Here is a 26,391-nt window from a genome sequence, read left to right on the forward strand (position 1 = left end):
CGGTTAGCCCTCCCGCTTATCGAGGTTGGTCATGACGGTGTAGAACACCCACGAAATCAACAGGATCACGAGGAAATACATGATCGAGAACGCCGCAGCCGGACCAAGGTCGAACTGACCCAACGCCATTTTCACAAGGTCGATCGACAACAGCGTGGTGGCATTGCCCGGACCACCGCCGGTGACGACGAACGGCTCGGTATAGATCATGAAGCTGTCCATAAAGCGCAACAGGATCGCGATCATCAGAACGCCCATCATCTTGGGCAGTTCGATGAAACGGAACACTTTCCAACGGCTGGCTTGGTCGATCTTGGCGGCCTGATAATAGGCGTCGGGGATCGATTTCAGACCGGCAAAGGCCAACAGCGCCACCAGAGACGTCCAATGCCACACGTCCATCACCACGATGGTGATCCATGCCGCGACGGTGTCTTGGGTGTAGTTATAGTTCACGCCCAGCGCGTCCAGAACATAGCCCAGCAGGCCAATGTCGACGCGGCCGAAAATCTGCCAGATCGTACCGACCACGTTCCACGGGATCAGCAACGGCAGCGACATCAGGACCAGACAAAAGCTGGACCAGAAGCCCGATTTCGGCATGTTCAGCGCGACGAAAATCCCCAGCGGAATTTCAATCGCCAGAATGATGCCCGAGAACATCAACTGACGGACAAGCGCATCCCACATCCGTTCGGACGACAGCATCTCTTGGAACCACTCCAGACCGGCCCAGAAGAACTGGTTATTGCCGAACGTGTCCTGCACGGAATAGTTCACCACCGTCATCAGCGGAATTACGGCGGAAAACGCCACAAGGATCAGAACCGGCAGGACCAGAAACCATGCTTTTTGGTTGACTGTCTTTTCCATTACGCCGCCTCCCCTGCGGGTTTGATCCGCCAGTCATTGGCGTAGACGTTGACGTGCGACGCATCGAATGTGACGCGGTTCATATCCGCGCTGATGTGGTCGTCCTCGCCTGCGATGATGTTGATATCGTGGCCAAAAAACTCGGCGCGAATGATCTTGTGACGGCCCACGTCCTCGACACGGCGCACCTTGATTGGCAGGCCATCGGATTGGGACAGGCGGGCGAATTCTGGACGCACACCGATTTCCACCTTGCCGTCCAGCGCGCCATAGCCACCCGACAGATCAATGTGCGATCCGTTGATATAGGCCTTGGCCCCATCCACACGGGCGGGGATCACGTTCATACCGGGCGAGCCGATGAAATAGCCGACAAAGGTGTGCTCGGGGCGCTCGAACAGCTCTTCGGGCGTGCCGATCTGCACAACGCGCCCGTCGTACATCACCACAACCTTGTCCGCAAAGGTCAACGCCTCTGTCTGGTCATGCGTCACGTAGATCATCGTGTGACCGAAATCGTGGTGCAGCTTTTTCAACTGCGTGCGCAGCTCCCATTTCATATGGGGGTCGATCACGGTCAGCGGTTCATCGAACAACAGCGCGTTGACGTCTTTACGCACCATGCCCCGACCAAGGCTGATCTTTTGCTTGGCATCGGCGGTCAGGCCGCGCGCCTTGCGGTTCAGCATCTCTTCCATGCCGATCATGCGCGCGATTTCCTGAACGCGCTCGGCGACATAGCTCTCGTCACGACCACGGTTGCGCAGCGGAAACGCCAGATTGTCGTGCACCGTCATCGTGTCGTAGACCACGGGGAACTGGAACACCTGTGCGATGTTGCGTTCGGCGGTGGGGGCATTCGTGACGTCCTGATCGTCAAACAGGATACGCCCCTGCGACGGTTTCAACAGGCCCGAGATGATGTTCAACAGGGTCGATTTTCCGCAGCCGGACGAGCCCAGCAGCGCATAGGCCGCGCCGTCGTCCCAGACGTGGTTCAATTCCTTCAGCGCAAAGTCATCCTCGGACGTCGGGTTCGGCGAATAGGAATGCGCGAGGTTATCCAATGTGATCTTGGCCATCTTTCCCCCCTTACGCCGCTTGGGCATAGGCGGCGGGTGCCACCAATGCGCCATCTTGGCCGAAAATGTAGACGTGGCGCGGGTCCAGCCAGACCGACAGCTCCGCCCCGATTGTCAGGTCATGAACACCATGCACCAGACCGACCCAGCGCTCGCCGTGGTGGTTGAGATGCACAAAGGTTTCCGAGCCGGTCAGTTCGGTCACGTTCAACGTCGCCTTGAATTCCATCGCGTCGGCGGCGTGCTTGCCGATCTCAAGGTGGTTCGGACGGAACCCCGCCATGTACCGACCATCGGCCAGATCGCTGAGGGCACCGGTTGCGGCGGCACTCTGGCCGTCACCGAACATGATCCGGTTGCCGGTTTTAGAAATCTGCAGGAAGTTCATAGGCGGATCCGAGAACACGCGCGCCGTGGTCGCATCGACCGGCTGACGGTAAACGGACGGGGTTAGACCAAATTGCGTCACGCGTCCCTCCCACAGGGTGGCGGTGTTTCCGCCCAGCAACAGCGCCTCTTCGGGTTCCGTCGTCGCGTAGACAAAGATCGAACCGGACGCCTCAAAAATCTTGGGAATTTCGACGCGCAGTTCTTCGCGCAGTTTATAGTCGAGGTTCGCCAGAGGTTCGTCCAGCAACACCAGGCCTGCGTTTTTCACCAAGGCACGCGCCAGAGCACAGCGTTGTTGCTGACCGCCCGACAGTTCCAGCGGCTTGCGCTCTAGCATCGGGGTCAGCTTCATCAACTCGGCGGTTTCGCGCACGCGGCGGTCAATCTCGGCCTTGTCGACGCCCATCAGTTTCATCGGCGAAGCGATGTTGTCATAGACGGTCATGGACGGATAGTTGATGAACTGTTGATAGACCATCGCGACCTTGCGGTCCTGAACGCGTTGGCCCGTGACGTCCTCTCCGTTCCAGAAGATCTGACCGGTTGCTGGCACATCAAGCCCAGCCATCAGACGCATCAAGGACGTCTTGCCCGACAAAGTCGGCCCCAAAAGGACGTTCATCGTCCCCTTTTCCAGTGTCAGATCCGTCGGGTAGATATGCGTCTGCCCCTCGACGGTCTTTGACACGCCCCTTAATTCCAGCGTCATCAGATCCTCCCTTTACTCGGCGGCGGCGGGACGCGGACGGCGGCGTACAGCCATCCAGTCATCCAGCGCCTGAATCTGCTCTGCCGTCAGGCGCAGACCCAGTTTGTTCCGGCGCCACACCACATCCTCGGCGGTGCGCGCGTATTCATGTGTCATCAGCCACTCAACCTCGGCTTGGGTCAACGTGGCACCGAAATCGTGTCCCAGATCGGACGCCACATGCGCATCCCCCAAGACCCGCTGCGCCTCGGTCCCATAGGCACGGATCAGGCGTTTGGCCCAAAACGGCGTCAGGAACGGATATAGCGCTAACAACTTCTGGACTAATTGGTCAACTTCCTCGACCAAAAAATCACCGCCAGGCAGCGGCACACCCGCCGTCCACGGGCCGGCGTCCACATCCAGATGTTGGCCGATTTTTTCCAAGGCGGATTCGGCCAAACGGCGATAGGTCGTGATTTTGCCCCCGAAGACGTTCAGAACCGGCGCGCCGCCATTGGCATCGACCTTTAGGACGTAATCGCGGGTTGCGGCGGTCGCGCTGCTTGCCCCGTCGTCATAGAGGGGCCGCACGCCGGAATAGGTCCACACGACATCATCGGCGCTTACCGTCTGCTTGAAATACTGGTTGGCAAAGTTCAGCAGATAGTCGCGCTCGGCGGGTGTGCACTCGGGTTTTTGCGAGGGCTCGGGATGATCCGCATCGGTCGTCCCGATCAGGGTGAAATCGGTCTCGTACGGGATCGCGAAAATGATCCGGCCGTCTTCGCCCTGAAAGAAATAGCATTTGTCGTGGTCATACAGGCGGCGGGTCACAATGTGACTGCCACGGACCAGACGGACGCCTTCACGCGAATTCAGACGCACCTTGGTCTGGATCACGTCACCGACCCACGGGCCACCTGCGTTGATCAACATCCGCGCATAATGCGTGGTGCGTTGATCGGTTTCGGTATTGCGCGTTTCGATGCGCCACAGATCGCCGTCACGCGCCGCGCTCAGGACCTCGGTGCGTGTCATGATCTGCGCGCCACGGGCCTCGGCATCGCGGGCGTTTAGAACGACCAGACGGGAATCCTCGATCCAGCAATCGGAATATTCATAGGCCTTGGCGAACCGATCTTGCAGCGGCGCGCCCTCTTGCGAACCGGTCAGATCAACGGTCTTGGTGCCTGGCAAAATCTTGCGTCCACCCAGATGGTCATACATGAACAGACCCAACCGGATCAGCCACGCAGGGCGACGCCCCTTCATCCACGGCATAAACAGGCTCAGCAGTTTGGACGTCGGCGTATCCGATTCAAACCGCATATCCTTATGATAAGGCAGGACGAATCGCATGGGCCAGCTGATGTGCGGCATGGCGCTGAGCAGCACCTCGCGCTCAATCAACGCCTCACGCACAAGACGGAATTCAAAATATTCGAGATAGCGCAGACCGCCATGGAACAGCTTGGTCGACGCGGATGAGGTCGCCGAAGCGAGATCGTTCATCTCGGCCAAGGTCACAGTCAACCCGCGGCCCACCGCATCGCGTGCGATACCACAGCCGTTGATGCCACCCCCGATCACAAACAGATCGGTCGTATTTTGGTCTGCCCCTTGCGACACGCGAATCTCCTCCCAACGCGTATTTGAGCCTTTATGACCATATCCGCGCCCATTCGCAACAATTTTATGTTCGTTTATGTTCGTTTTTGATTAAGACCTTGTTTTTCATCCGCTTTACGCTAGGGTCCCTCCACTGATTTCGGCGAATAACGTCGGGTTTTTAGGGCGATTTCCGATATCGCCCGCGCAGAAACGAAAAAGGTCGCCGCAGATGTCCCAAACCTTTCGCCATCCCGAAATTCTGGAAATCGCGCGTCGTGAGGGCAAAGTAACGGTCGAAGGTCTGGCCGCGCATTTCGGGGTGACCTTGCAAACCATTCGCCGCGATCTGACCGATCTGGCCGACGCGGGGCGACTGGAGCGGGTCCATGGCGGCGCGGTTTTGCCCTCGGGCACTGTGAACATCGGGTATGAAGAACGCCGTTCACTCTACCCCGAGCAAAAGGCCGCCATCGCGCGTGAATGCGCCGCGCGCATCCCGCATGGTATTTCCCTGTTTCTGAACATCGGCACCTCGACCGAGGCCGTGGCGCAGGAACTGGTGCATCACAAGGACCTGATGGTCGTCACGAACAACATGAACGTGGCCAATATCCTTGTCGCCAATCCCGATTGCGAAATCATCGTCACCGGCGGACATTTGCGCCGCGCGGATGGGGGATTGATCGGCAATCTGGCCACCGACACGATCCGGCAGTTCAAATTCGATCTGGCGGTGATCGGCTGTTCGGCATTGGATCGCGACGGGGATATGTTGGACTTTGACATCCAAGAGGTCAGCGTCAGCCAAGCCATCCTGCGTCAGTCGCGCAAAACCTTTCTTGTGGCGGACCACACCAAGTTTTCGCGCAGTGCACCGGCCAGAATTGCGTCTCTGGCCGATGTCGATACGTTTTTCACCGACCGCGCCCTGCCCGGTCCGTTGGGGACGGAATGCGCGGCGTGGGGGACCGAGGTCGCCATCGCGACCCCGTAGCCTTTACAGGCGGCCCATCCCGATGAACAGCTGGCGGTCCTGATCCTTGATCGCGCGACGGCCATGCATGATGCGTGTGTTGTCCAGCACCGCAATATCGCCGTCCTGCCAGTTGATTTCGACCGTGCATTCCTCGGCAATCGCGCGCAGGGCCTCAATCTCATCGGTGCTGACGGTGCTGCCATCGGCAAGGGTGTAGACCGGCGGTTCATAGTTGTGCGACGGCCCCAGAATAGCGTTGGCAAAGGCCAGGCCGCCGGACATGGACGACGGGCGCACGGGCGCGACGGTCAGCATATAGTCGATCGACCCGTCGGCGCGGGGGGCAAAGTCCTGACCGGGGATGGCGGCCTTGAACTGCATGATGTGTTCTTCGGTCACTTCGGACGGGTCGCTGATCGCGGGGTGTTCGTTGGCCAGATAGCGTTTCCACAGGGCCTCGGGCAGGTTGCGCTTGACCGTCATCGCTTGGGTCCAGCGCTCTTTCTGGGCGGGATCGAATTTCTCGAACACCGCGCGCCCGTCACAGATCGTGGTTTGCGAGCCCTCGAATGCCGCGCGGGTGCAATAGAACGCGACCACATCGGGACAGATCGGCGTGTTGCCGTTTTCGATATGCAAACCGATGGGGCCCAGACCCGCATCGACCTTTTGCGTGTTCTTTTCCGAATATTCGCGCGCCGGATCAAAGGTGATCGTGCGGCACATACGGGCGGTCAGGTCGCTGAACCCCATCATGTCGGTCTCAAATCCACGCAGCAATGCCCAGCCATCGCGGGCCAGCATTTCGCGGGTTTGTTCAATCACGGCATCGGTAATAACGCGGGCGCCATCGTCGGCGGCACGGATGATATTATAGGTCATCTTGGTCTTCCTACTAGTCGTCTCAAACGTGGGATAGGCGGTTTGGCTTACGCCTTGCTTACGGTTTCCAGCGCGCGCAAAGTTTTCGGATCGCGTGCCTGTGCGCCCACAGCCTTGTCGATGATCGAGGGGAACAGGCGTTGGATTTTGACGAACAGGCGTTCCTTGCCACGGGGAAAGGATTCGCGTTTTCCGGCCTCGATCGCATCCCATGCTTGGGTGGCGACGCGGGCGGGCATATCCATGGTCATGTCCATCGGTTCCACCAGCGCGGCGAACTCGGCCTCGGCGGCGGTTTGGGTGGCCCGCGGCGCGATATAGGTGACGCCGACGCCCCGCCCCGACATTTCGCGGCGCAACGCATCCGAAAACCCGCGCAATCCGAATTTGGTCGCGGAATAGGCGGCAAAGAACGGATAGGCGATATCGCCGAACACAGAGCCCACATTGACCACACGGCCCTGCGCGGCCTCAAGACTGGGCAAGAGGTCGCGCGCCACCGCCATCGGCGCGATCAGGTTGGTCGCAACCACGCGGTTCAAACGGTCATCGTCCAGATCGCGCAGATGCCCCACGGCCAGAACGCCCGCGTTGTTGATCAGGATGTCCAGCCTACCGCCCGTCGCAGCCACCATCGCGGCGCGCCCGTCGCGCGTCGTGACGTCACCGGGAACAAGGGTCACATCCCCCACGCCGATCATGTCGCGCGTCGCCTCTAGGTTCGCAACCGTGCGCCCCGTCAGGATCAGGGCATAGCCCCGTCGCGCGCCCTCAATCGCCATGGCGCGACCGATACCGGACCCTGCGCCGGTGATCAGAACGGTTTTCTTGGTGCTCATATCAGGCCTCTTCGACTTGGGTCGCGCGTAACTCATTCGCGGCGCGGGATTGGATGATTTGCGCGGCAACGGCGCGGTTCGGCGTTCCGGCGGGGAACAACAATCCGGGCTCATCCGCGCGGGTCAGGATGATCGCGGTGGGGCGCGCGTAATCGGGCAGATCGGCCATTAGCGCGGCCAGATCGGCGGCCTCGACCGGCGCGGCCAGCGCGGCAATCAGGACCAGTGCCCCGTCGACCTCCCGCAACCCGAGGGCCGAGGCGACAACGCGCGGATCGGCATTCACGCGGGCCTCAACCCATTCGGGGGATACATTGCGCCCCGCAGGTGTCACCAACAGGTTGTCCTTGCGCCCATCGACCACCAGATTGCCGTCGTTGAAATGCCCGACATCGCCGGTGTGCCAACGGTCCGGCAGCGCATCGCCCCGCAAATAGCCGCCCATAACAGTCGGCCCCGCAACGGTGATTTCGCCATCAATGATTTGCACATCCAATCCGTCCAGAACCGGCCCGACCGTTCCCGGCGCGTTTTGCCCCGGACGGTTCATCGCCACCACGGCGCAACATTCCGACAGGCCATAGCCCTCATAGACCGGCAAGCCCACGGCCTCGGCCGCGTGGATCAGGGCCGCAGACGAAGGCGCGCCACCAACCGCCACGAACCGCAAACAGGCGGGCGCGGATTGACCGGCGGCGTTCAGCGTGGCAACCCAGCGGCCCAACAGACCGGGCGCAATCACGCTGGTCGTTGGCTGAACCTCTTGAACGGCGTTCAATAGGGCCTCAATCGGGGCACCGAACAGGGATTTCGTTGCCTCAAACCGCATATAGCTGGGCGCGCCAGCAAGGATCGGCAGGAAAATCCCGCAGATCTGTTCGAGCAGCTGGGCTAGGGGCAGAACCGACAGGTGGCGGTCACGCTGGTCTGCGGCAATGACGCGCGACAGCGCGTTCAGGGAGGCGGTCAATTGACGATCCCCGATGATCACGCCCTTGGGCTTGCCCGATGACCCCGAGGTATAGATCACCCGATCCGCCCCACCCTGAAAGGCGGGCAGCGGGCCATCGACGGGATCCTGACGCGGGGAAATCACCGGCACGGGCAGCGCGGCAAACAGGGATGGATCATTCGCCACCACCGCGCCGACGCCGGTTTCCATCAGGATATGGGCGTTTTGCTCATTGCTAAAGAAAAACGGCAGGGGAACCTGACGCCGCCCCGACAGGGTGATGGCCAGATCCGCCACGACATAGTCGATGCCACCCGCCAGACCGATGGCCACAGTCGGCGCCGCCCCGTCCAGCGCCCGCACCAGACCCGTCACCCGCGCGGCCAGTTCGGCCCATGTTACCGAGCCGGCGTCATCACTAAATGCCAGATCGCCACCACGTTGCGCGGCCAATTCGGCCAGTTTTTCGAATACCAGATACATTAGACGGCCTTTGCTTTGGTAGCGGATGCGCGGTTGCGCGGGGACAGGAAGACGGGGTCGAAACGGCCCTCGGTGCTGGCACAGACCCATGGGTCCTGATCGTAATAGCTGCCCCAACTGTCGGCGTTTTCGATGCGCGCGGGGTCGGCGCGGCAGATCGCGGTATAGTCAATTCCTGTGCGGTCGATCAGGCGGCGCAGCTTGGACGTCACGGTGAACACGCCACAGCGCATCCCGTTTTCGCGCCCCCAGCCCAGCAAAAAGTCCAGAACGCCCAACACCGGAAACGGCGTGGTCGAGGCGACCGAGACGACCTCCATCACCTGGTTCAACGGCACCGGCGCGCCATCGGGAAAATGCAGCGCGTTGGCAAAGCCGCCGTCGATATAGCTGTCCGAGAAAAACCCGTCCCGGGCGGTGCGCACACCGGCGGCACAAACGATTTCACCCTGCGAATTGCGGGCGGTCACCAGACGCGGCGCGAACCGTTCGATGCGCGCGCCGTAACAGGCGCTATAGACGGATTGAATGTGGTCACGCGCCTCTTGTTGGGCGGGGTGACCTTGCTCCAGAAACTCGATTTTCATGGCTGCCTACAAACATACGTTTCGTTTCTAGGCCCCGTTCTGGAATCGCTAACTTACCTCTTCCTTACAGGCGGCAAGGTCGCCCTCGAAAGCAAAGGTAAAAATGCTGCCGCCGCCGTCGCGGTCGGTGACAGAAACGGTTGCACGGTGGGCATCGGCAACGGATTTAACGATGGCCAAACCGATGCCCGACCCCGCCTTGTCTGCGGATGCACCGCGTTGAAACCGCTGAAATAACAGCGTCTTTTGCGTATCCGGCACGCCGGGCCCGCGATCCAGAACGCGCCAACCGTCGGGAACGGCGGTCACTTCGATCTCAATCTCGCCCGCCTCTGTCGTATAGTTGATCGCGTTGCGCACCAGATTGCCCAGCGCGATCCGCAACAGACCCGCGTGGCCGCGCACCACGACATCCATATCCCCGATCACGGCCAGCTGTTTGCCCTGTTTCATCGCCCCGACGCCCAGATCACAGGCCAGTTGCACCGCGATCTCATGCAGATTGACGGGCTCGAACGTGGACACGCCCAAGGCCTCGGCGCGGGAAAGGTCGATCAGCTGTTCGAAAATCTGTTCCAGCGGGGCGATGTCGCGGTTCAACGTCTTGCGCAACTCCGCATCGTTGATCCGGTCAATGGTCGAACGCAAAACCGCCAAGGGCGTGCGCACCTCATGTGCGACGTTCGAGGAAAAATCGCGCTGTGCCTGATAACCGCTCTCAAGGCGCGCAAAGGCCTCATTCACCGCACGGACAAGCGGCAATATCTCGGTCGGCAGGTTCTCGGTCGACAATTGCACCGTCCCCGTCCCCGGCCCGATGTGACGCGCCTGTCGCGACACCGGCCCAATGGCGCGCAATGTCCGCCGCGTCGCCAGAACCGCCGCCATCAGGATCGCCAGAATGCCAACCCCGACCCAGTGCAATTCCTCGGTCACCTCATGCAGCAGATCATCGACATATTCGTCATTCTTGGGATCAACCACTTGGGTCGAGGCAAGGACGATGTATCGCTGTCCCCAAACCTCGGTCATGATGGCCGCACCCACACGGCCCCCGCCCAGATCAAAAATCTCGGGCCGGTTCAGAACCCCGCCCGACAGACGCGGGGCAAGGTTGGCGGGATGTTCGCCACCGACAATGGCCACACCCATTTCGTCATAGACGGTATAGCGGAACGCGCCCTCATCCCCACGAAACCGGATCGTGTCAGGGTTCAGCCCCAGATCCGGCGCATCGGGCGTCAGTTGCGCGGCAATCTCGCGGGCCTCACGGGTCAGCTCGTCGTTCAGGTTTTCTTCGAGATGTTCCCAGAATTCCGAGGTCAGGATCGTCGCGGCCAAGGCGATACAGCAGGTGATCGCGATCAGGACATGCACGACCAAGGACCGGTGCAGCGACTGTTTCTCACCAAAGAGCGCGCGGAACCATGTCACGTGTCGTCGTCTTCCAGAAAATAGCCAATCCCGCGCAGGGTATGGATCGCAGCCGTCGCGTTCAAGTCCTGCAGCTTTTTACGCAAGCGGTGGGTCGCCACCTCAATCGCGTTGGGGGTGGGCGGTTCGTCAAACCCGTAAAGGGCGTTTTCGATCACATCCTTGGACAGGATGCGTCCCTTGCGCCGCATGAACAGGTCCAACAAGTCCAGTTCTCGGCGCGACAGGCGGGCGGGTTGATCACCCACCATCACCGTCCGCTCGGCCGTGTTCAGGGTGATATTCCCCGCCATTAGCATCACGCCCAGCGCCCCGCCCGGACGGCGCAGAACGGCCCGCACCCGCGCGATCAGTTCGGACACGTGAAACGGTTTCACCACGTAATCGTCCGACCCTGCATCTAGGCCCGCGATCCGATCCTCTAGCGCGTCGCGCGCGGTGCAGATGATAAATGGCACATCGGGTTTGGCGTCCTTGACTGACTTCAAAACCGAAATGCCCTCAACATCCGGCAGGCCCAGATCCAGAATGATTGCGTCATAGTCAAAGGATTGTGCCGCGTGCAGGGCATCCTCGCCCGTGTGCACACAGTCCACGGTGAACCCGTTGGATTTCAGGCTGGCCGATGTGTTCTGGGCCAGCCGTTCGTTATCCTCGACATAGAGCAATCGCATGGATCAGGTCCTAACGGCGGACATAAGAGACGGTCGACCCATCATCGGCGGTAAACACGACATGGGCAAGGTTGCCCGCATCGTCATACCACAGATCGCGCGCCAGATCGCCGGTCAGACGATAGTGGTGTGCGGTGATTTTACCCGAACCCGTGGCGACCTGTTCATTGCCCAGATCGGTCACTTTGACCTTCATCACGTGACCATCGATCGTGTTCAGCAATGTGCCCGCACGCACAGTGTCATCGTTCCACAGGCTGGCCGGCATAAGACCATTACCCGCCGTCGAAATCTCATGCGGGGTGCCGTCATCATTGGTCGCGGCCTTGAGCGTGCGCAGTTTGCCGCCTTCCCATGTTTCGACGCTGCTGTGCTGAAAACGATAGGCGTTGGCGCGGATGATCGGGATTTTCACCGCCACATCGGTCGACACCCGCACCGAGAACGACCCGCCTGCCCCGTTAAACGCATAGCTATGGTCCCCGATGTCTTTGCCCTTGCGGATCACATCGAAGTTCAACTGCCCCCCTTCGGGCAGGGTCGCCGCATTCGACGTTGCGGCCATCGCCAGTGTCAGACCGGCAGCAAGAATAGAGAGTCGCATCGAAGCCTCCTGTAACATTCACTGAGGCCCAAATGCGGGGCGAACCTTACATCTGCCTTACAGCGGTCGATCAATGAAAAACGCCGGCCCCGCGGATGTCGGGACCGGCGTCGGATCGGGGAGTGCTGCCCTATTTCTGCGGAACAGGACGGCGCCGGATCCCCGATTTGATCCGCCCATAAAACGGCGTTTGCGAGACAAAGATGAACACGATGACCGCGAACAGGGTCAGGGACAGGGGGCTGGAAAAGATCCCACCGAAAAACGCGCCCAGATCCTCGCGTTCGGAAATGATCGCGCGACGCCAATTGTCGTCCAGCAACCGCGACAGGATCACCCCCAAGATCACCGGCCCCAGAGGATAGCCATAATGGCGCATGAAATAGCCAAACACGCCAAAGCCCAGCATCCAGTAGACATCGGTGATCGAGTTGTTGACCGCATAGGCCCCCACAATCGACAGCACCATGATCAGGGGGATCAGATAGGCGCGCGGGATTTCCACGATCTTGGTGAAAATGCGGATGCCCGTTAGACCGAACAGCAACATGAAACAGTTCGCGGTGATCAATGCCCCAACGATGAACCAGAACATGTTGGGCTGATCGATCATCAGCATCGGACCCGGATTGAGGCCATGAATGAACAGCGCACCAATCATGATCGCGGTCACCGCGTCACCGGGAATGCCAAGCGTGATCATCGGGATGAACGCCCCGCCCACGGCGGCGTTGTTCGCGCTTTCCGGTGCGATCAGGCCCTCGACGGCACCTTCGCCAAAGGGACGCTCGGGGTCTTTGGTGATGCGTTTCGCGTGGTCATAGGCCATCAACGCGGCAATATCACCACCCGTCCCCGGCAAGGCCCCGATGAACACCCCGATGGCCGAACTTTGAACGGACAACGGCAGATGTTTCACGACCGTGGACCAGTTCGGCACGATGCGAGAAATCTTTTGTTTGATGACGGGTGCGTTGATGTGATGCAGCTGTAGCAGGGCCTCGGAAATCCCGAACATCCCGATCATGACGGCGATAAAGCTGATCCCCGATTGCAACAACGGCACGCCGAACGTCAGACGGTCGGTAAAGGTCAGCGTGTCCAGCCCCACCGACCCGATGGTCAGACCCAGAGCACCGGCAAACACCCCCTTCAGCAGCGAACCCGACGACAGCGACCCGACCAGCAAAATCCCGAGAACCGCCAGCAGCATGTAGTCGCGCGGCTGAAACGTCAGGGCGAAATCGGACACGAACGGCGCGGCAAGGGCCAGAACCCCGATCCCGACGAACCCGCCCAGAAAAGACATGACGGTCGTCACGCCGATGGCCGTGCCCGCCTCGCCGCGTTTGGCCATCGGATAGCCGTCCAGCGCCGTGGCAATCGCCGATGGGGCGCCGGGAATGTTCAACAGGATCGCCGTGCGCGACCCGCCATAGACCCCGCCCATATAGATCCCGATCATCAGCGATATCGCCGGATAGACATCCCATGAAAAGGTGAACGAGATCAGGATCGACACCGCCATCGTCACCGAAAGTCCCGGAATGGCACCCACATAGACGCCCGCGAAGGTACCCAGACCGACCAGCAGAAACAGTTCCGGCTGGGTGAAAATCGTGAATATCGTCAGAACGTTTTCCATCAGTTCCCCCCCGAGAAAAGATCGCGCAGTGCTTGGACCAGTTCAGCCTCAGGCAAAATGCCCGACGGCAAAAGAACCGTGAACACCAACCGGAACACCAGCCAGATGATGACGAGGCTGCCCAAGGACACGGTCAGGGTCATCGCCCAACTGCGCCGCGCCATCAGCTTGATCGCCGCCGTCAGGAACAGGGCCGCCGTGGGCACAAACCCAAAGGGCACCAACAGGATGCCAAAGGCGATCAACCCCAGAACCAGAACGATGACCAAAGGCGGCAGGATATCGCGCGACAGGGTTTCGGTCGTGACCGGAGCCTTGCGCAGGGTTTGCAGCAGGATCATCACCGCACTGATCAGCATGACCGCCGTCACCGCCATCGGAACCGAACCGGGACCCGACAGGGCCTCAAACCCCGAAATCCCGTAGGCGTCCCACAACAACACCGCCGATCCCACAATCAGGCCAAGCGTAAAGACCACCTCACCCGGACGACGCCCTGCAGAATAGCCACCGGGGGTGGCGTCCGAGGTCCCGTCGTGGTGATCCTGATCTCCGCGAAATTCGCTGTCCATATGCTCCTCCTGCTCTGGGGTCGGCGGGGTTGCGTAGATACGCAATGACGGCGCCTGAACGGACGGGCGCCGCCATCATGGTTAGGGTATCAAATGTCGTTACGGACGCGGAATGCCGAAGTCTTCGGGCGACTTTTTCGAAAAGCCTGCGTCATGCACCAACCAAGACGAGGTCGAGCGGTAGCCTTCGAGGAAGTCCATCGCCTCATCCCCCGACAGGGACATGATGCTGAACCCGCGGTCTGCCATCAGCTGCACAAAGTCGGGGTGTTTCGCACCTTCGGCATAGGCGGCCTGTAGGGCGGCAACCACATCGTCCGGCGTGCCCTTTTTCACGAAGACGCCAAAGAACGGACCCCAAGGCAAATAGGCCGAAAAGCCCGGCAGTTCTTCGGTGATCGGTGCGACACCGGGCAACAGATCGTTGGGCTGGGTATCGACCAGACCGATGACCTTCATCCGGCCTGCTTTGACGCCCTCAATCGCGGCACCCAGAACGGCGGGCATCACGTCGATAGCGCCACCCTGCAGCGCGGTCAGCGCGGGGCCGTCCCCATCATAGGGCACACGGGTGAATTCGACGTCGGCTTGGCTGGTCAGCATGGCCAGAACAATCGAGGTCAGACCACCGGGACCGGTCGAACCAACGCGCACTTCGCCCGGGTTGGCCATGGCGTATTCGACGAATTCGGTCATGGTGTTGTAGGGCGCGTCGTTGTTGGCGACGAACATCGGAACACCACGGGCCAGAACGTTGATCGGCACCATGTCGGTGTAATCGTCGGTGCCAAGGCCCAGCACCTTATACATCTGCGGGTTTTCGGCCCCCATCAACAGGGTATAGCCGTCCGAATCCTGTTGCTGAACGTGGCGCAGGGCAATCGCGCCCACACCGCCGGTCTTGTTTTGCATCACGATGGTGCCGCCCAGTGCCTCTGCGGCATGGGGGGTCACGGCGCGCATCACCGTGTCGGTCGAGCCACCTGCACCCCACTGAATGATGCCCTGAATTTCCTTGGCGGGGAAATCGGCGGCCATCGCGCCCGTCCCCGTCGCCAGCGCAACCGCCAGCCCTGCGATCAGTTTTTTCATGGTATTCCTCCCTAAGTTAAACCTTGCGGCCCTATGCCGCCCTGTCCTTTGCCGGATCTGCGGGCAAACCCCGCCCCAGCAGAAAATCGACCAAACGCTCGGCTTCGGCATTGAACATCCCTGCGCCGGTCATGGTGTGACAGCCAAGGGCGCGTGCGGCCTCGACCATCGGTGAAACCTCGGGACGCGTGATGGCGTCCGCGACGAATGTGTTTGCGGTCATCTTGGCGGGATCGGCGGGGAACGGATCACCCTCGCGCATCCCGCAGGGCGTCACGTTCGCGACCAGATCCATGCCGGTCGGGTCATTATCGCCCGCCGTCACACGACCGGGGAACTGTGCGTCCAACGCGCCGACGATCCGGTTCAGACGCGCATCGTCCAGATCGGCAATCGTCAGATGCGCCGCGCCACGGTCCAGAATTTCATAAGCCACCGCACTGCCCGCGCCACCCGCGCCGATCAGCAGCGCCCGTTTGTCCGCCACGTCAAAGCCCAGCGCCTTGATCCCATCCAGATAGCCGATCCCGTCGACATTATCCCCGATCAGGCGGCCCTCGGCGTCCTTGTGGATCACATTGACCGAACCGACAAAGGCGGCCCGTTCACTGACCACATCGCAGAAATCCAGCGAGGCAATCTTGTGCGGGATGGTCACCACGATGCCGCCGACGTTATGCATGGTGCGAAAGGCGGCAATGGCGTCCGGTACGGCGTCGCGCTGTACATGCACCGGCGGCACAATCGCGTTCACGCCGCGCCCGTGCAGGATCTCGGTCAGAAATTTGGGTGAGCGCACCTGCGCAATCGGGTCCCCGATGATCGGAAACAGAATGGTTTCACCGTCAAGCAGCACGGTCTTGTCCTTTCTCGGCTTTGGCACGGGCCGCCGCGTGGCGCCCCGCGATGGACCCGAACACCACCCCCGGCCCAAGGGTAATCCCCGGTCCCGGATAGGTTCCGCCCATGATGGAATGTTGGTCATTGCCCACGGCATAGAGACCCTCGATCACCGACCCGTCCGCGCGCAGCATCCGCGCCGTCGTGTCCGAGCGAAAGCCCAGCGCGGTGCCGATATAGGCGGGCACCAGACGCACCGCATAGAACGGCGCGGTCCCGATGGGCCCAAGGGTCGGGTTCGGCCCGACCGTCGCATCGCCATTGTTACGGTGATAGGGCGTCACGCCGCGCCCGAATTCATCGTCCTGCCCCGTCGCGGCGGCGGCGGTAATCGTGTCGATGCTGCGGCGCAGGTTGGCAGCTTCGGTCCCCGTTTTGCGGGCCAGTTCATTCAGGTCACCGGCCTTGATCAGGTATCCCTCATCCACAAACGGTGTGGGGTTTGCACCACCGGGATGCACCATGCCCAGACCGTATTTTTTCAGACCCGGTGCATCGGTGATGATCCATGCCGCCGCCGTATCCGCGCCGCCCTCGATCATGGCCTTACCAAAGGCGTGATAGGATATGGATTCATTTACAAACCGCTTGCCCGTCAGGTCGACACAGACCGTCCCGGGTTTGGAGCGATCCAGCACGAAATGCGGGAACACGGCGGTGGTGCCATCGGCGCGTTTGCGCACGGAACAGGGGGCCCAGAACGCGTTTTGATCGTTGCCCTGCCCGTAGCTCGCCCCAAGGTCCTGCGCCAGAACATGCGCCGCGCCGGTGTGACCGCTGGCCGACGGGCTATCGGCGGGAACGACCCCTGGCAGGTAGGTTTCACGCATCGCGTCCGAGCGACCGAAGCCACCGGTGGCCAACACGATGCCACCCTTAACGTTGATGTCGCGCGATTGGCCCCCAACGGAGACGGTCAGGCCACAGTCACCGTCGCGGATCGCCGTCACCTCGGCCCCGCGCAGGATATCCACGCCCAGATCCAGAGCCGACGCCAACATTCGCGCAACCAGAGCATTGCCCATCACCAGACGCGTATGACGGCCATAGACCACGCGGTCCCGCATATAGCGCAGCACGATTTTCACCACATGGGCAAAGGATTTCACGGATTTGTAGCGGTTCAACAGATGCCCGATATCAACCCGATCAATGTTCATGCCGCCCAGAACGGTGAACTCGGGGATCGGTTTCAGGACCAGATCACGGGCCTTGCCCATCGCGCGGGTATCAAACGGCACCGGTTCGATCGCGCGCCCGTTCAGGGTCGCGTTCGGATGGTCCCATTCGTAATCCGGATGGCGGGGATAGGGGCGGAACTGCGCCTGCGTCTTGGCGTGCAGGGTCGCGATGGCCTCGGGTGCGGCGTCCAGAAACGCCTCGCGCTGGGCCTTGTCGCTGTGGTTGCCGACGGCACTATCCAGAAAGGCCGAGACATCCGCGCGGGTGTCATCGGGGTTCACCGTGCGCCCCAGATCGGTGCCAGGCACCCACAGGGTCCCGCCAGACAGGGCCGAGGTGCCGCCGATAAAATCGGTGCGCTCAACCAACAGAACGCGCGCGCCATCAAGCGCGGCGAAAATCGCGGCGCTCAGGCCTGCGGCACCCGCACCCACCACCGCGACGTCATAGTCGGCAGCAACCTTATCAATTCCGATGTCAGCCATCTTCCCCCTCGTCGGCGTGCATGTCCCTCGAATCACGCCTCTCCCTCACAGTGTCATTTTTTGGAATGCCATTCCAGTTTTTAATTTGCTTCACATTTTGAAGGATGTTCAATAAGGTGGTCGCAACGATGTAGAGGAGGTTCCCATGAGCAGCGCGCTGGAAAAGGGATTGTCAGTGATCAGCTTTCTGTCCGAACACCCCAACGGGGCGTCGGTCAGTGAAATCGCCAAGGCGCTGGATTTGCCGCCTTCGGGCGTGCATCGCCTACTGAAAGAGCTTGAAACACTGGGCTATGCACGCCAGACGCGCGATCACGGGGATTACGGCCTGACGCTCAAGCTGGCCACGACGGGTTTGGCGTTTCTGGCGCGCACGGGCATTCCCGACCTGTCGCAACCGATTCTCGACCGGCTGGCGGCATCGACCCGCGAACTGATCCGGATGGCCCTGTTTGATGGCGAGCAACTGATCTGGGTGGGCGTCTCCCAAGGGGCGACCTCGGGTCTGCGCTATGATCCCGATGCGGAACACGGACAGATCGTGCACCTTGCCTCGGCCTCGGGCGGTCAGGCGTGGCTGTCAGGGATGAGCGACGATGAGGCCATCGCCGCCGTCATGAAACAAGGTCTGGAACGTGCCGAAGGTTCTGGCACCTGCGCACCCAAGGGCGTCGCCGATGTGATGCAGATCGTCCAGACCGCACGCAAGCGCGGCTATGCCCTCAACGCCAACAGTTTCATGTTGGGCATGGCGGCGATGGCCGTGCTGATCCGTCACCCCGACACCGGCGCCCCCATCGGAACGGTTTCGATTGCGGGCCCATCCGCACGGGCCACGCCCGAACTGCTCCAGAGCTTTTTGCCCGAGTTACAGCAAGCGTCCAAAGATCTGGCCGAGGCCAGCCTGTCCGGCCGCAGCTTTACCCGTTGGTATGATGAAACGCTGGGCCGCAACCTAGCGTAACGGAGATCCCCGTGACTGAGATTGATCAACGCCCCGTTCGCGGGGCGACCTATGACCTATTGGTTGTCGGCTCTGGTGCTGGCGGACTGTCCTGCGCGGTGACGGCGGCGCATCTGGGGCTGCGTGTGGCGGTTCTGGAAAAGGCATCCGTGCTGGGCGGGACGACCGCGTGGTCGGGCGGCTGGCTGTGGGTGCCACGCAACCCCTTGGCGGTTGAGGCGGGGTTTCATGAACCCGCCGATGAGCCGCTGGCCTATCTGACCGGCATCATGGGGAACCGCGTGGGCGATCCGCGTGTCGCCACCTATCTGGCGACCAGCCCCGAGATGGTGCAGTTTTTCCGCGACAACACGGCCGTCAACTGGATCGACGGCAACAAGGTTCCCGATTTCACCGATACGGTCGGGGCGGCAACCGGCGGGCGATCCGTCTGCGCCGCGCCGTTTGACGGGCGACAGTTGGGACCGTGGATTGCCAAACTGCGCCCGCCGCTAGACGTCATATCGCTTGCCGGTATGGGGATCGCGTCGGGCAAAGACATGGCGCATTTCTTTAACGCCCTGCGCAAACCTGTCTCGACCGCCTATGTGATGGGTAGATTGGCCAAGCACGGCGTTGATTTGGTGACCCGCGGACGGTCGATGCAACTGGTCAACGGGAATGCCTTGGCGGGCAGCTTGCTGCGCTCGGCGCTGGACCTTGGGGTGGATTTGTTCACCGACGCCGGCGCGGCAGGCCTGATCCACACAGGCGATCGCGTCAGCGGCGTGCGCCTGAGCGACGGCACGGAATTAAACACCGTTCAGGGCGTCGTCATGGCAACGGGCGGTTTCCCGCATGATCCCGAAACGCAGGCCCGTTTGTTTGGCCCCGATGCGGGCGCCACCCATTATTCCGCCGCCCCGCGCGACAACACGGGCGATGGTATGCGCATTGGTGCGACGGTCGGCGGGGTGGTGCGCGACGATCTGGCGAATGCGGGGGCGTGGGCGCCCGTGTCTCTGGTCCCCGATGGCAAGGGCGGGTTCACCCATTTCCCGCATCTGATCGACCGCGCCAAGCCTGGCATCATTGCCGTGCGCGGGCGCGGCGAACGTTTCACCAATGAGGCCGACAGCTATCACGCCTTTATGCGGTCCCTGTTTGACGCAACGTCAGATGGCGAGGCGCCCGAATGCTGGTTGATTGCCGATCACAAGGCCCAGCGCCGGTGGGGCCTTGGCTGGGCGCGGCCCGCGCCGTTCCCGCTGGGGAAATTCAAACGGTCGGGGTATTTGAAACACGGTCGCACGATTGCCGATCTGGCCGCGGCCTGTGACCTTGACCCCGCGACCTTGGCCGCGACGATCGACCGGTTCAACGCCAATGCCACGCGCGGCGAGGACCCCGATTTTGCCCGCGGTGCATCGCCCTATAACCGCGTCCAAGGCGACCCCGAGCATCGCCCGAACCCGTCCCTTGCCCCCTTGTCGCGCGGCCCGTTTTACGCCGTGCGCATCGTGCCGGGCAGTCTGGGCACTTTCGCGGGTCTTGATTGCGACGAGAACGCCCGCGTTCTGGACGCCCAGAAATCCCCGATCCCCGGTCTCTTTGCCGTCGGCAATGACCAGAGTTCGATTTTCGCCGGTCATTACCCCAGCGGTGGCATCACCTTGGGGCCCGCAATGACCTTTGGCTATATCGCCGCCCATGTCGCCGCAGGCGCATGGGTCGGCCCATCCGAGACACAGCTTGACGCAGGAGAACCCAATGCCGCTGTTTGATATTCTGACACTGAAAACCAATCTCTTTGCCACGCCAAAGGTCGCGCCCGCGCTGCAGGACTGGTTGGCCGACGGGGATGCCAAGGGCACCTTGCTTGGGGCATGGGCACCGGACATCGGGACGCTGAACGACATTATTCTGCTGCGCCAGTTCGAGACCGCAGATGACCTGATCGCCGAACGTCAGCGCACGCATCTGTCGGACAACCCCTTCGGTTGCATGGAGCACCTGCGCGGTTGGACCTCGGACACGTATCTGCCGCTGGACTTTACCCTGCCGGTCACGCCCGGCGAATACGGCAAGGTCTATGAAATCCGCACGTATAAGCCCAAGCTAAACGGCATGGCCCCGACCATCGAAAAGTGGAAGGCCGCCGTGCCCGACCGCACCAAATATTCCGACCTGTCGATTGCGATGTATTCGCTGGACGGGCCGACGCGGTTCACCCAGATCTGGCCCTATGACAGTGCCAACCACCGCGCCGAGACCCGCGCCACGACCGTCGCCGACGGTGTCTGGCCCCCCAAAGGCGGCCCCGATTGGCTGAGCGCCGATATGACCTCGACCCTTGCGGTACCGCTGCCGTTCTCGCCGCTGAAGTGATCCGAAGATGAGCTATCGATATTCGCTGGCCTTTTTGACCGTTGCCGAACTTGCCCCGCCTCAGGCGGTGCAGGTCGCGGCCGAGGCGGGGTTCGATCTGGTGGGGCTGCGCCTGTTGCCCGCCGGAACCGACGGCCCCTATCCGATCCTGAACGACGCGGCGATGCTGCGCGAAACGCGAGCCGCCATTCAGGACACGGGCGTCAGGGTCGCGGATATCGAGATCATCAAGATCACGCCCGAATTTCGCGCCACAGATACCTTGCCGTTTCTGGAACGCGGCGCAGAGTTGGGCGCGCGCAACATCCTGACGGCGGGGTATGATCCCGATCCCGCGCGCATGACCGACGGCTATGGCGCGTTTTGCGAGTTGGCCCATCAACACGGGATGACCGCCGATCTGGAGTTCATGCCGTGGACCGACATCCCGAACGTCGCCGCCGCCGTGGCGCAGGTGCGCGCGGTCAACCATCCGGCGGCGGGGGTTCTGGTGGACGCCCTGCATGTGCAACGTTCGGACAGCCCGTTCAGCGCGATTGCCGCGCTTGATCCCGCGTGGATCAACTATGCCCAGCTCTGCGATGCGCCGGGCGTATTCGATCCCGCACCCGAGGCGCTGATCGCCACGGCGCGGGGCAAACGGTTGATGCCGGGTGACGGGGATTTCGATTTCCCCGCCCTGATGGCCGCCCTGCCCCCCGACATTGTCCTGTCGGTCGAGGTGGCCCAAGCGGACCGCATGGGCCGTGACACCCCGATTGAGCGCGCCCGCGAGGCATTGGCCAAAGCCAAGGCCGTCGCCGAAGCCCCCCTTGCCGTCACGCCGTCGACCTGATCCCCAACAGGCCGTCCAGCATTCCCGACGACCCGCCACTTGGCGCACGCGATACATTTATCGGCGCGCCTTGTGCGGGACCTTTGGCGATTTCTGCTTTCAGAAAAACATGTCTCATTGCAATGGCATGGCCTGCGGTCGCGCCAATGGGGGACTGCGCCGCGCCGAGACGCAGATCGGACAGATCAGTTAGCAAAGACTGGATATTGCGACACAGCGCGCACAGCGTCATGTGGCCGAAGCCGTCGATATATCAGCTGGATATAAAGGGAAATGGCGCGCTGGGGAGGATTCGAACCCCCGACCCCTTGATTCGTAGTCAAGTACTCTATCCAGCTGAGCTACCAGCGCGTTGTGGCGTGATCTAACGGTGCACACGGGGGGATGCAAGCGGTTTTTGTCAGAAATATTGCACTTTTTAAAAACGCCTGAAAATGCGGGGTTGCGGGACCGTGGCGTTACGCCAAACGGATCCCGCGCGGCAGATTGATACGGAACTGGGTGCCCGTTTCATCCGATGATTCCAGCATCAAGTCCCCGCCATGACCGCGGATCAGTTCCGCAGAAATTGCCAAACCAAGACCTGTGCCGCCCTTGCGTGTGCCGCCCTGAAACGGCTGGAACAGGTATTCCTTGGCCTTGGGCGGCAGGCCCGGCCCCGTGTCGCGCACCGTGATCCACCAGCCATCATCCAGTTCACCACAGGCGACACAGATTTCGCCGGGTTTGCCTGCGGCAATGATCGCCTGACGAGCGTTGCGGATGAGGTTTGACAGCACGCGATAGAGCTGCTCCCCGTCCGCACGGATGGTCAGACCGGTCGGCACGTCTTCGGCAAAGCTGAGATCAAATTCCTCAACCGCCAGACGTTCGCTTTCGATCACGTCGTTCACCAGCATTCCCAGATCAACATGCGACAGCGTGGGCGGGGGTTCTTCGGCCTTACCAAAGGCCAGCGTGGTTTCGCACAGGTTCACCGCGCGACTGATCGCGCCGATGATCTTGGGGGCCGAGCGTTGGACGGCGGGATCGTCGCTTGTCTCCATCCGGTCGGCGAACAGTTGCGCCACCGTCAGGATGTTGCGCAGATCGTGGCTGATTTTGGCGACGGCACCGCCGAGTTGTGCCAGACGTTCCTTTTGGCGCAAGGACGCGGTCAGCTGTTTTTCCATCGTTTGCAGAGCGACCTCGGCCTCATGCAGCTCTTGGATTTCTGAACTGGGTTCAATGATGCGGCGGGCGTCCTCGGGGGATTGTGCATACAGCTGCATCGCGCCGACCACATTGCGGATCGGCATCACCAGCAAGCGGCGCACCGCAAAGAACAGCATACTGGCCGTGATAATCGAAATCACCGCCGACAGGATTAGAATGCGTATACCGTAATCAATCATCGCCGCGCGCAGGGTGCCGGTATCCGTGGTGACCTCGATCAACATCCCCGCCTCGCGCACAGGATCGCCAATCACACGGATCACACGATCCTCGGGGTCCAGAATACGCGCCATCGCGTCGCGGATAAGCTCAAACGGGCGGGTTTCGCGCAGGTCATAGCTGGCTACTACAGGCCCCGGAATGGGCGAGGACAGGATCAGTTGCCGCGCCTGATCGCGGCGCAGCACGACGTTGAACACATCGGCGTTCTGCAACAGCTCGCGCTCAAGTTCATCGTCGATCATGTCTTCGGCCGCCAACAGCGCTAGCGACGCAATCTGCGCCCGCTCAAGCCGCGACAACAGAAAATCCTCACGGAAGCGCGCAACCGAGGGAACAAAGATAAAAACCTCGGCCAGCATGACAAAGGCGATCGTCAAAAGCAGGAAACGACCTGAAAGCGTATTAAACACGACCGACTGACCCCAACTGTCTGCGGCGGCTAAGGAAATGTGGCCTGAACGAACCGGACCACTCTCTTGACCCAAGGATTATCAAAAAGCTTGGGCGAAAAATAGGTACCCGCAGCCCGCTTGTTAAGCTCTGTCATGGTCGGATAGGGCGCTATCATGTTGGTAATGGCGCTCAACTTCATGTGATTGGCAATCGCAACCGCCCATGTTCCGATCAATTCCCCCGCCCCTGCGCCGACGATTGTGGCCCCGACAGGTCGGCCCTTGACCACCATGACCTTAGCAAAGCCCTTGGTCTTGCCGGATGCAATCGCGCGGTCATTGCCGGACAATTCGGCGCGCACCACGGTGACCTTATCCCCATGTTTTTCAATCGCTTCGGCCTCGGTCAGGCCGATTTGCGCCAGTTCGGGCGCGGTATAGGTGACACGCGGGATATGCGACGTCCCCGCCTTGGCCAGCAGGCCCAGCAGGATCGGACGGATCACCACCCCCGCGTGATAACCCGCCACATGGGTGAACTGCAGACCGCCCGCGACATCGCCGATGGCGTAAATCTTTTTGTTGCTGCTGCGCAGGTCGGCCCCGACGGTCACGCCGCGTTTGTCATGCTCAACTCCGGCGGCATTCAGGTTCAGCTTGTCGATATTGGGCACCCGCCCCACGGCGATCAGGATGTGTGAGCCATTGATCACCGTGCCCTTATCCGTGGTCAGGGTGATGTCTCCCGCGCTGCCCGTGACCGATTGGGCCTGTTCGCCCTCAATCAAATTCACGCCCTCATCGCGCAGGGTCTGAATAACGACCGCTGCGGCCTCGGGGTCATCGCGGTTCAGGGCGGTGGACCCTTCGACCACCGTCACCTCACAGCCCAGACGCACATGCGCCTGCGCCATTTCCATACCGATGGGACCCGCCCCGATGATGATCAGATGCGCGGGCCGCTCGCGCAGATCGAACAGGTTTTCGTTGGTCAGATAGGGCACGCTGTCCAGTCCCGGAATCGGCGGCACCATGGGGCGCGAGCCGGTCGCGACCACGAACCGACGCGCAGTGATTTCGACGTCCCCCGCGCGCAGTTTGTCCGGTCCAACAAATGTGCCGAATTCCTGAATGACGCGGACGCCCAGACCCTCAAACCGCTCGACACTGTCGTGGGGTTCGATGGTGGCGATGACGCCCTGTACGTGATCCTTGGCGGCGGCATAGTCGATCACCGGCTCCATCGCGGCGACGCCGAACCCGCCTTGGCGCGTGCGATGCGCCTGTTCAGCGGCGGCGATCAGGGCCTTGGACGGCACACAGCCATAGTTCAGGCAATCCCCGCCCATCTTATGGCCCTCAACCAGAACCACATCCGCGCCCATCTGCACCGCACCAGCCGCCAGAGACAGCCCGCCCGAGCCCCCGCCGATAATGCAGAGGTCGGTTTTGATCTGTTCCATGGTCATTTCACGGCTTTCCCTTTGACGGCCTTGATCACGATCGGCAGCGCGGCCAGCGCGCAGAGGCCCAAGATCGGCCCAAGGATATAGGGTTCAAAGATGATGCCCAAATTCGGGGTCTCGCCCCGTTCAAACACCGCACCCAGACCGGCGCCGACCCATGTGTAGACGATACCACCCGGGATGATGCCGAAAAACGTGGTGAACATAAACCGCGTCAGGGACACGCCGACAAGCGCGGGAATGATGTTGGCGACAAAGAACGGCACCGCAGGCACCAGACGGATCAGAAACAGCACGGACAGCTCGTTTTCCGCGATGCCCTGTTTGATCTGGCGGATGCGCCCCTCGCTTGCATCCATCTTGGCCGCCAGACGGTCGCCCAACCCCCAGCGCGCCGCGAGGAAAATGATGCTTGCCCCGATGGTCGCGCCTGTCACGTTCAATAGAACTCCCGGAAAGACGCCAAACAGGAAGCCGCCCGTCAGCGTGGCAATCGTCGCACCAGGCAAGGAAAAGGCCACCAGAACGATGTACACCCCGACAAAGCCCAGCGCCGTCACAAGGTAATGCGCGTCCCGAAATGCGATCAGGGCATCGCGATTCTCGGCAAGGGCCTCGAAATTCAGATGCTCGCGCAGGGTGAACGCCCCGACAATCGCCACCAACGCGATGACAATTAACGGTAATTTCCGCAGCCACGTGGGGCTGGATTTGGTTTCGGCCTCTGACATGTGCATCCTGTTTGACCTTTTTGCGTCCTCTTGTGCTACAGGAAACATGTGCATCGTGGGGGGACTTGTTCGGATTCTCACATCAGGTTGAACCTAGGTGAGAAAAACGGGCCGTTTAGCGCCCCTATCTTACAGATTTGTAACAATCGTGGGCCGCGCGGACATAAAATTCGGGTTTTCCCGTGGAAAATCCGTGCTTGGCGAATTGACTTGGTGACGATCTGCCCCTAAAGGACGGGCTTCGA

The 26,391-nt window shown here is 61.2% G+C and carries 24 protein-coding genes and 1 tRNA gene; 5 read left to right on the forward strand and 20 right to left on the reverse strand.

Annotated features, from left to right (window positions below):
- Window positions 1-3: 3 nt before the first annotated feature.
- Genes R1W00_RS04520 through glpD form a run of 4 tightly spaced genes read right to left on the reverse strand, consistent with a single transcriptional unit; the run spans window position 4 to window position 4,665 of the window.
- Window positions 4-873: a sugar ABC transporter permease gene (locus R1W00_RS04520; RefSeq protein ID WP_317261509.1), complete on the reverse strand. Its 870-nt coding sequence runs from the start codon at window positions 871-873 to the stop codon at window positions 4-6.
- The gene (locus R1W00_RS04525) at window positions 873-1,955 is read right to left on the reverse strand and encodes an ABC transporter ATP-binding protein (protein WP_317261510.1); all 1,083 of its coding nucleotides are present in this window, start codon (window positions 1,953-1,955) and stop codon (window positions 873-875) included. The genes R1W00_RS04520 and R1W00_RS04525 overlap by 1 nt, the downstream gene beginning before the upstream one ends.
- A gap of 10 nt (window positions 1,956-1,965) precedes the next feature.
- On the reverse strand, window positions 1,966-3,054 hold the full coding sequence (locus tag R1W00_RS04530; protein ID WP_317261511.1) for an ABC transporter ATP-binding protein: 1,089 nt from the start codon (window positions 3,052-3,054) through the stop codon (window positions 1,966-1,968).
- A gap of 12 nt (window positions 3,055-3,066) precedes the next feature.
- Window positions 3,067-4,665, reverse strand: coding sequence for a glycerol-3-phosphate dehydrogenase (glpD, locus tag R1W00_RS04535; RefSeq protein WP_317261512.1), 1,599 nt, complete (start codon window positions 4,663-4,665; stop codon window positions 3,067-3,069).
- Between the two features lie 211 nt (window positions 4,666-4,876).
- Between glpD and R1W00_RS04540 the strand changes: the two genes are divergently transcribed.
- Window positions 4,877-5,641, forward strand: a complete 765-nt coding sequence (locus tag R1W00_RS04540; protein ID WP_317261513.1) for a DeoR/GlpR family DNA-binding transcription regulator — start codon at window positions 4,877-4,879, stop codon at window positions 5,639-5,641.
- 3 nt (window positions 5,642-5,644) lie between these two features.
- Here R1W00_RS04540 and R1W00_RS04545 read toward each other — a convergent pair whose 3' ends face one another.
- The 12 genes from R1W00_RS04545 to R1W00_RS04600 form a co-directional block, all read right to left on the reverse strand.
- A complete protein-coding gene (locus tag R1W00_RS04545; RefSeq protein ID WP_317261514.1) occupies window positions 5,645-6,505 on the reverse strand; it encodes a TauD/TfdA family dioxygenase in 861 nt (286 codons plus the stop codon).
- A 47-nt stretch (window positions 6,506-6,552) separates the two neighbouring features.
- Window positions 6,553-7,344, reverse strand: coding sequence for an SDR family NAD(P)-dependent oxidoreductase (locus R1W00_RS04550; RefSeq protein ID WP_317261515.1), 792 nt, complete (start codon window positions 7,342-7,344; stop codon window positions 6,553-6,555).
- A 1-nt stretch (window position 7,345) separates the two neighbouring features.
- Window positions 7,346-8,779, reverse strand: a complete 1,434-nt coding sequence (locus R1W00_RS04555; protein WP_317261516.1) for an AMP-binding protein — start codon at window positions 8,777-8,779, stop codon at window positions 7,346-7,348.
- Entirely contained in the window at window positions 8,779-9,366 is a 588-nt protein-coding gene (locus R1W00_RS04560; protein WP_317261517.1) for a thermostable hemolysin, read from the reverse strand. Before R1W00_RS04560 ends, R1W00_RS04555 begins: the two co-directional genes overlap by 1 nt.
- Window positions 9,367-9,414: 48 nt before the next feature.
- On the reverse strand, window positions 9,415-10,800 hold the full coding sequence (locus R1W00_RS04565; RefSeq protein WP_317261518.1) for a HAMP domain-containing sensor histidine kinase: 1,386 nt from the start codon (window positions 10,798-10,800) through the stop codon (window positions 9,415-9,417).
- A complete protein-coding gene (locus tag R1W00_RS04570) occupies window positions 10,797-11,474 on the reverse strand; it encodes a response regulator transcription factor (protein ID WP_317261519.1) in 678 nt (225 codons plus the stop codon). The genes R1W00_RS04565 and R1W00_RS04570 overlap by 4 nt, the downstream gene beginning before the upstream one ends.
- Before the next feature lie 10 nt (window positions 11,475-11,484).
- A complete protein-coding gene (locus tag R1W00_RS04575) occupies window positions 11,485-12,078 on the reverse strand; it encodes a DUF6134 family protein (RefSeq protein WP_317261520.1) in 594 nt (197 codons plus the stop codon).
- 130 nt (window positions 12,079-12,208) lie between these two features.
- Window positions 12,209-13,723, reverse strand: coding sequence for a tripartite tricarboxylate transporter permease (locus R1W00_RS04580; RefSeq protein ID WP_317261521.1), 1,515 nt, complete (start codon window positions 13,721-13,723; stop codon window positions 12,209-12,211).
- Window positions 13,723-14,295, reverse strand: coding sequence for a tripartite tricarboxylate transporter TctB family protein (locus R1W00_RS04585; RefSeq protein WP_317261522.1), 573 nt, complete (start codon window positions 14,293-14,295; stop codon window positions 13,723-13,725). The genes R1W00_RS04580 and R1W00_RS04585 overlap by 1 nt, the downstream gene beginning before the upstream one ends.
- Window positions 14,296-14,394: 99 nt before the next feature.
- Window positions 14,395-15,387: a tripartite tricarboxylate transporter substrate binding protein gene (locus R1W00_RS04590; RefSeq protein WP_317261523.1), complete on the reverse strand. Its 993-nt coding sequence runs from the start codon at window positions 15,385-15,387 to the stop codon at window positions 14,395-14,397.
- Window positions 15,388-15,418: 31 nt separating this feature from the next.
- Window positions 15,419-16,243 (reverse strand): shikimate dehydrogenase, encoded by an 825-nt coding sequence (locus R1W00_RS04595; protein ID WP_317261524.1) that lies wholly within the window; start codon window positions 16,241-16,243, stop codon window positions 15,419-15,421.
- On the reverse strand, window positions 16,233-17,954 hold the full coding sequence (locus tag R1W00_RS04600) for an FAD-dependent oxidoreductase (RefSeq protein WP_317261525.1): 1,722 nt from the start codon (window positions 17,952-17,954) through the stop codon (window positions 16,233-16,235). Before R1W00_RS04600 ends, R1W00_RS04595 begins: the two co-directional genes overlap by 11 nt.
- Before the next feature lie 145 nt (window positions 17,955-18,099).
- Between R1W00_RS04600 and R1W00_RS04605 the strand changes: the two genes are divergently transcribed.
- The 4 genes from R1W00_RS04605 to R1W00_RS04620 are packed head-to-tail and all read left to right on the forward strand — an operon-like array spanning window position 18,100 to window position 22,120.
- A complete protein-coding gene (locus R1W00_RS04605) occupies window positions 18,100-18,918 on the forward strand; it encodes an IclR family transcriptional regulator (RefSeq protein WP_317261526.1) in 819 nt (272 codons plus the stop codon).
- 11 nt (window positions 18,919-18,929) lie between these two features.
- Complete coding sequence (locus R1W00_RS04610) at window positions 18,930-20,681, forward strand: FAD-dependent oxidoreductase (RefSeq protein ID WP_317261527.1); 1,752 nt, start codon at window positions 18,930-18,932, stop codon at window positions 20,679-20,681.
- Window positions 20,668-21,285 carry an NIPSNAP family protein gene (locus R1W00_RS04615; protein ID WP_317261528.1) on the forward strand — a complete coding sequence of 206 codons (618 nt, stop codon included), beginning with the start codon at window positions 20,668-20,670 and terminating at the stop codon, window positions 21,283-21,285. The genes R1W00_RS04610 and R1W00_RS04615 overlap by 14 nt, the downstream gene beginning before the upstream one ends.
- A 7-nt stretch (window positions 21,286-21,292) precedes the next feature.
- Window positions 21,293-22,120, forward strand: a complete 828-nt coding sequence (locus tag R1W00_RS04620) for a sugar phosphate isomerase/epimerase (protein WP_317261529.1) — start codon at window positions 21,293-21,295, stop codon at window positions 22,118-22,120.
- 274 nt (window positions 22,121-22,394) lie between these two features.
- Here R1W00_RS04620 and R1W00_RS04625 read toward each other — a convergent pair.
- The 4 genes from R1W00_RS04625 to R1W00_RS04640 form a co-directional block, all read right to left on the reverse strand.
- Window positions 22,395-22,471 (reverse strand) — tRNA-Arg (locus R1W00_RS04625).
- A gap of 107 nt (window positions 22,472-22,578) precedes the next feature.
- Window positions 22,579-23,967, reverse strand: coding sequence for a HAMP domain-containing sensor histidine kinase (locus R1W00_RS04630; protein ID WP_317261530.1), 1,389 nt, complete (start codon window positions 23,965-23,967; stop codon window positions 22,579-22,581).
- Between the two features lie 29 nt (window positions 23,968-23,996).
- On the reverse strand, window positions 23,997-25,412 hold the full coding sequence (locus R1W00_RS04635) for a dihydrolipoyl dehydrogenase family protein (protein ID WP_317261531.1): 1,416 nt from the start codon (window positions 25,410-25,412) through the stop codon (window positions 23,997-23,999).
- Between the two features lie 2 nt (window positions 25,413-25,414).
- Complete coding sequence (locus tag R1W00_RS04640; RefSeq protein WP_317261532.1) at window positions 25,415-26,146, reverse strand: TVP38/TMEM64 family protein; 732 nt, start codon at window positions 26,144-26,146, stop codon at window positions 25,415-25,417.
- Between the last annotated feature and the right edge of the window lie 245 nt (window positions 26,147-26,391).

This window comes from Rhodovulum sp. FJ3 (assembly GCF_032918305.1).
Lineage (GTDB): Bacteria > Pseudomonadota > Alphaproteobacteria > Rhodobacterales > Rhodobacteraceae > SAT37.